General features: G+C 73.1%; 4 protein-coding genes and 1 pseudogene. All 5 read left to right on the top strand.

Features of this window, described 5'->3' with window-relative positions; translation table 11 throughout:
* Positions 1-51 precede the first annotated feature (51 nt).
* Positions 52-3,072: an alpha-mannosidase gene (locus GV126_RS01800; RefSeq protein ID WP_159662106.1), complete on the top strand. Its 3,021-nt coding sequence runs from the start codon at positions 52-54 to the stop codon at positions 3,070-3,072.
* A gap of 374 nt (positions 3,073-3,446) precedes the next feature.
* A complete protein-coding gene (locus tag GV126_RS01795) occupies positions 3,447-4,031 on the top strand; it encodes a hypothetical protein (protein WP_236569839.1) in 585 nt (194 codons plus the stop codon).
* A gap of 55 nt (positions 4,032-4,086) precedes the next feature.
* Positions 4,087-4,398: pseudogene (locus tag GV126_RS01790) on the top strand (enolase C-terminal domain-like protein); the annotation flags it as partial.
* Positions 4,395-5,150: an SDR family NAD(P)-dependent oxidoreductase gene (locus tag GV126_RS01785; RefSeq protein ID WP_159662103.1), complete on the top strand. Its 756-nt coding sequence runs from the start codon at positions 4,395-4,397 to the stop codon at positions 5,148-5,150. The pseudogene GV126_RS01790 and the gene GV126_RS01785, both read left to right, overlap by 4 nt.
* The gene (locus GV126_RS01780) at positions 5,147-6,112 is read left to right on the top strand and encodes an aldo/keto reductase (protein ID WP_159662102.1); all 966 of its coding nucleotides are present in this window, start codon (positions 5,147-5,149) and stop codon (positions 6,110-6,112) included. Before GV126_RS01785 ends, GV126_RS01780 begins: the two co-directional genes overlap by 4 nt.
* Positions 6,113-6,114 lie beyond the last annotated feature (2 nt).

Genomic DNA, 6,114 nt, shown 5'->3' with positions numbered 1-6,114 from the left:
GGTAACCACCCCCGACCCACCCGCTGACGTACGACCTACGGAGCACCCCGCATGCATGACGACCGCAGCCTGGTCGAAGCCCGCCTCAAGCGCGTCCTCGACGAGCGCATCCGCCCCGCCGTGTACCCCGAGTCCGTCCCCCTCCAGGTGGCGGTGTGGCACGCGCCCGGCGAGCCCGTGCCGGTGGCCGAGGGACTGGCCGCCGCGCCGCAGCCGATCGAGGTGGGCGCCCGTTGGGGTGTTCCGTGGGGCACCAGCTGGTTCCGGGTGACCGGGACCGTGCCCGAGGAGTGGGCCGGGAAGACCGTGGAGGCGCTGCTCGACCTCGGCTTCGACGAGAACATGCCCGGCTTCCAGTGCGAGGGCCTGGTCTACCGGCCCGACGGCACCCCCGTGAAGGGCCTCAACCCGCGCAACCAGTGGGTCAGGATCGGCGCGCCCGTCACGGGCGGCGAGGAGGTGTGCCTGCACATCGAGGCCGCCTCCAACCCGGTCATCCTCGACTACCACCCCTTCCTGCCCACGCAGCTCGGCGACAAGGAGACCGCGGGCAGCGAGCCGCAGTACACCCTCGCCCGCATGGACCTCGCCGTGTTCGACGAGACCGTGTGGCAGCTGGTGATGGACCTGGAGGTGCTCGGCGAGCTGATGGCCGAGCTGCCGGTGGACTCCCAGCGTCGCCACGAGATCCTGCGCGCGATCGACCGGGCCCTGGACGCGGTCGACCTGCAGGACGTCAACGGCACGGCCGCGCGGGCGCGTTCGTGCCTGACCGACGTGCTGGCCGCGCCCGCCGTGCCCTCCGCGCACCGCATCAGCGCCGTCGGCCACGCCCACATCGACTCCGCCTGGCTGTGGCCGCTGCGCGAGACCGTGCGCAAGGTGGCCCGGACCACGTCCAACATGACCGCCCTGCTGGAGGACGAGCCGGACTTCGTCTTCGCCATGTCCCAGGCCCAGCAGTGGGCCTGGATCAAGGAGCACCGGCCCGAGGTGTGGGCGCGGGTGAAGAAGGCCGTCGCCGACGGGCGGTTCGTGCCGGCCGGTGGCATGTGGGTGGAGTCCGACACCAACATGCCCGGCTCGGAGGCGATGGCCCGGCAGTTCGTGCACGGCAAGCGGTTCTTCCTCGACGAGTTCGGCATCGAGAACGACGAGGCGTGGCTGCCCGACACCTTCGGATTCGCCGCCGGCCTGCCGCAGATCATCAAGGCCGCCGGTTCCAAGCGGCTGCTGACGCAGAAGATCTCCTGGTCGCAGACCAACAAGTTCCCGCACCACACCTTCCAGTGGGAGGGCATCGACGGCACCCGGATCTTCACGCACTTCCCGCCCGTCGACACCTACAACTGCTCCATGAAGGGCAGCGAGATCGCGCACGCCGCGCGCAACTTCAAGGACAAGGGTGTCGCCCGGCACTCCCTCGCGCCCACCGGCTGGGGCGACGGTGGCGGCGGCACCACCCGCGAGATGGTCGCCAAGGCGGCGCGGATGCGCGACCTGGAGGGCTCGGCCCGGGTGACGTGGGAGACCCCGTCCGCCTTCTTCGACAAGGCCGAGGCCGAATACCCCGAGCCCCCGGTCTGGGTCGGCGAGCTGTACCTGGAGCTGCACCGCGCCACCCTCACCAGCCAGGCGCAGACCAAGCAGGGCAACCGGCGCAGCGAGCACCTGCTGCGCGAGGCCGAGCTGTGGGCGGCCACGGCCGCCGTGCGCACCGGGTTCCCCTACCCGTACGAGGAGCTGGACCGGATCTGGAAGACGGTGCTGCTGCACCAGTTCCACGACATCCTGCCCGGCTCGTCCATCGCCTGGGTGCACCGCGAGGCCCGGGAGACCTACCGGCGCATCGCCCGCGAACTGAACGGCATCATCGAGGCGGCCCAGCGGGCGCTGGCGGGCGAGGGCGCCACACCGCTGGTGTTCAACGCGGCCCCGCACCCGCGCTCGGGTGTCCCCGCCGGCGGCGCGGCCACCGCCCGCACCGAGGGCCGTACGATGCTGACCGCCCGCGAGGGCGGCGGGCACGTGCTGGACAACGGGCTGCTGCGCGTCGAGATCGACGCCCGCGGCCTGGTGGTCTCCGCCTACGACATCGAGGCCGACCGCGAGACGATCGCACCCGGCCGGGCCGCCAACCTCCTCCAGCTGCACCCCGACTTCCCGAACATGTGGGACGCCTGGGACGTCGACGAGTTCTACCGCCACACCGTCACCGACCTCACCGACGCCGAGTCGGTCACGCCCGGCGAGGACGGCGCGTCGGTGCGCGTCGTACGGGCCTTCGGCTCCTCCCGCGTCACCCAGGTGCTGTCCCTGGCGGCGGGGGAGCGGCGGCTGGTGCTGGACACGGAGGTGGACTGGCACGAGACGGAGAAGTTCCTCAAGCTCGCCTTCCCGCTGGACGTGCACGCCGAACGGTACGCGTCGGAGACCCAGTTCGGGCACGTGCACCGGCCCACCCACACCAACACCTCGTGGGAGGCGGCCAAGTTCGAGGCGTGCAACCACCGCTTCGTGCACCTGGAGGAGCCCGGCTGGGGCGTTGCGGTCGTCAACGACTCGACGTACGGCCACGACGTGACCCGCACCGTGCGCACCGACGGCGACCAGGGCACCACCACGACCGTCCGGGTGTCGCTGCTGCGCGCTCCCCGCTTCCCCGACCCCGAGACCGACCAGGGCGTCCACCGCTTCCGGCACGCCCTGGTGCCCGGCGCGGGCATCGCCGACGCGGTCCGCGAGGGCTGGCGGATCAACGTGCCCGAGCGGCAGGTGACCGGCGCCGGAGAGGTGGCCCCGCTCGTCACCGTCGACCACGACGCCGTCGTCGTCACGGCCGTCAAACTCGCCGACGACGGCAGCGGCGACGTGGTGGTCCGCTTCCACGAGGCCCACGGCGGGCGGGCCCGGGCGACGCTGACGGCCGGCTTCGACGTCGCGGACGCCACGGTGACCGACCTGCTGGAGCGGCCGCTCGCCGACGCGGGCGCGCCGGAGCGGGACGGCGACCGGATCGCGCTCAGGCTGCGGCCGTTCGAGCTGGTGACGCTGCGGCTGCGGCGAGCCTGACCCGACCCACGGCCGCCCCCTGGAACGGGGGGCGGCCGAGCCGTGCGAGGCGCCGCGCGGAGGACGAGGTGGCACGGCGAGCTACCGCGGTGAGACGGGATCCGTCCGACCACGACCGTCCAGACCGTCGTGGTCCCGAAGGGCGAGGGAGGGGTGCGTCCGGCGCAGGGGCACAGGCTGCTGTGGTGGAAACACCTGTCTGCGTCGGCAACGATCCGGCTGTGCACCAGCAGCAGGTGTCAACGATCGTTGTGGGTCGGTCAAGGATCGTTGAGCGGTCCGGGGCCGGCGCGTAGGCTGCCATGTACAGGTCATGCATCCGGTAAGCGGTCCCCTTCCTGCGGGAGAGTGCATCAGTGCAGTCGACCCCTCCTTTGACGGAGACGCTCGAGCGCCTGGAGACGGTCATCGCCCAGCAGGGCCTGGACCGGGCCGAGCTGCTGGATCCAGCGGTTCTGGCCACCCGGGCGGCGCTGCCGGAGGCGACCGTGCGGACGCTGCTCGACGGCGGTCCTCCTCCGGCCGAGGAGGTGAACGACCGTGTGCGACACCGCATCCACACGCTCGTCCGGGCGCGCTTGGCGGCGACGGGCCGACGCATGTCGGACCTCGCGGCGGAGATCCACCGCCTGACGGGTGTGTCCGAGATGTGGGCACGGCAGGTGTGCGACGGCAAGAAGGTGCCCAATGTGGAGCTCTTGCACCACCTGGTCAAGTTCTTCCGGGTCGACGGCGCGGAGTCCTTCTTCACCGCTCCCGCCGACGAGGCGCTCAACCGGGCCCTCTTGCCGACCTTGCGGAGGCTGGAGACCGACCCTCTGCAGCCCTTGATGGACAAGTACGGAGTGAAGGGGAGCGACCTGCGGATGCACGGGTCCATGTCCCGGGCACAGCTGGAGCGCCTTCTCGAGGGAGTCCTCCGGTCCGTGCTGCCCGAGGACGCAGGCGGGGCGCGATGAGCCTTTCCCGGGCACGAGTTGTGGCATGAGGAGCAGGAGGGCCGCGAGCAGCAGGATCGCGGCCGAGTACGGCGTCCCCGTCTGCCCGCACGCCGGCGGGGCCGGCCTGTGCGAACCGGTGCGGCACCTGGCGACGTTCGACTGCGTCGCCGTCTCCGGCACCGTCGAGTACCGCGTCATCGAGTACGTCGACCACCTCCACGAGCACTTCCTGGACCCGGTGGTGATCCGCGACGGTCACTGCACGGCGCCCACCGCCCCGGGGTTCTCGGCCGCCGTGCGGCCCGAGTCCCTCGCGCGCTACTGCTTCCCCGGCGGCGCCTTCTGGGCCGCCGACACCGACCGACAGAAGGGACACGCGGCATGAACGACTTCGCAGGCATCCGGGCGCTGGTGACCGGCGGCGCCTCCGGCATCGGCCGGGCCACCGCCGACCTCCTCGCCGACCGAGGCGCCCAGGTGGCCGTCCTGGACCTGGACCCCTCGGGTGTGGACAAGCCGCTGCTCGCCTTCCGCGCCGACGTCACCGACGACGCCTCCGTACGTGCGGCCGTCACGGACGCCGCCGACGCCCTCGGCGGCCTCGACGTCCTGGTCAACAACGCGGGCATCGGCGCCCAGGGCACCGTCGAGGACAACGACGACGAGGAATGGCGGCGCGTCTTCGACGTCAACGTCCTCGGCCTGGTCCGCACCGCCCGCGCCGCCCTGCCCCACCTGCGGTCCTCCTCGCACGCCGCGATCGTCAACACCTGCTCCGTCGCGGCCACCGCCGGGCTGCCGCAGCGCGCCCTGTACAGCGCGTCCAAGGGCGCCGTGTACTCCCTGACCCTGGCCATGGCCGCCGACCACGTCCGCGAGGGCATCCGCGTCACCTGCGTCAACCCCGGCACGGTGGACACCCCGTGGGTCGGCCGCCTGCTGGACGCCGCGCCCGACCCGGCCGCCGAGCGCGCCGCCCTCCAGGCACGCCAGCCCACCGGCCGGCTCGTCACCGCCGCCGAGGTCGCCGGCGCCATCGCCTACCTGGCCAGTCCCCTCTCCGGTGCCACCACCGGCACCGCGCTCGCCGTGGACGGCGGCATGCAGGGCCTGCGGCTGCGCCCGGCAAACCGGTGAGGCGCCTGGGCCGCAGCGGCGTCCGGGTCAGCCCGCTGGGCTTCGGCGGTGCCGCGATCGGCAACCTGTACCGGGCCGTCTCCGACGAGCAGGCGCACGCGGCGGTGACGGCCGCCTGGGAGCAGGGCATCCGCTACTTCGACACCGCCCCGCACTACGGGCTCGGCCTGTCCGAACGCCGCCTCGGTGCGGCCCTGCGCGCCCACGACCGCTCGGCGTACACCGTCTCCACCAAGGTCGGCCGCCGCCTGGAGCCCTTCGATGGCGCCGGTGACGACCTGGCCCACGGCTTCGCCGTGCCCGCCACGCACCGCCGCGTGTGGGACTTCAGCGCCGACGGCGTCCGCCGCAGCCTGGAGGCGAGCCTCGCCCGCCTCGGCCTGGACCGCGTCGACGTGGTCTACCTGCACGACCCCGACGACCACCTCGACCAGGCCCTGCGCGAGGGCTACCCGGCCCTGGAGAAACTCCGCTCCGAAGGTGTGGTCGGCGCGATCGGCGCGGGCATGAACCGGTCCGCGCCGCTCACCCGGTTCGTCCGCGACACCGACGTCGACGTGGTGCTGTGCGCGGGCCGCTACACCCTCCTCGACACCAGCGCCCTGGCCGACCTGCTCCCGGCCGCCGCCGCACGCGGCACCTCCGTCGTCATCGGCGGCGCGTTCAACTCCGGTCTGCTGGCCGACCCGGGGCCGACGGCGACGTACGACTACGCGCGGGCACCTGCCCGGCTGCTCGACCGCGCCCTGCGCATGCGGGCGATCGCCCACGCCCACGGCATCACCCTGCGCGCCGCCGCCCTCGCCTTCTGCGCCGCCCACCCCGCCGTCGCGAGCGTCCTGGTGGGCACCCGCTCGGCCGCCGAAGTCCGCGACTGCGCCCGGCAGTTCGCCACACCCGTGCCTGCCGCGTTCTGGGCGGAGCTGCGCGCGTCGGGCCTGCTGCCCGAGAAGGCGCCGTAGAC

Origin of the sequence: Streptomyces mexicanus, from assembly GCF_902506575.1 — a bacterium.
Taxonomy (GTDB): Bacteria; Actinomycetota; Actinomycetes; order Streptomycetales; family Streptomycetaceae; genus Streptomyces; species Streptomyces mexicanus.
Note: the sequence above shows the minus strand (reverse complement) of the source record. Positions and strands in the feature narration are given on the sequence as shown.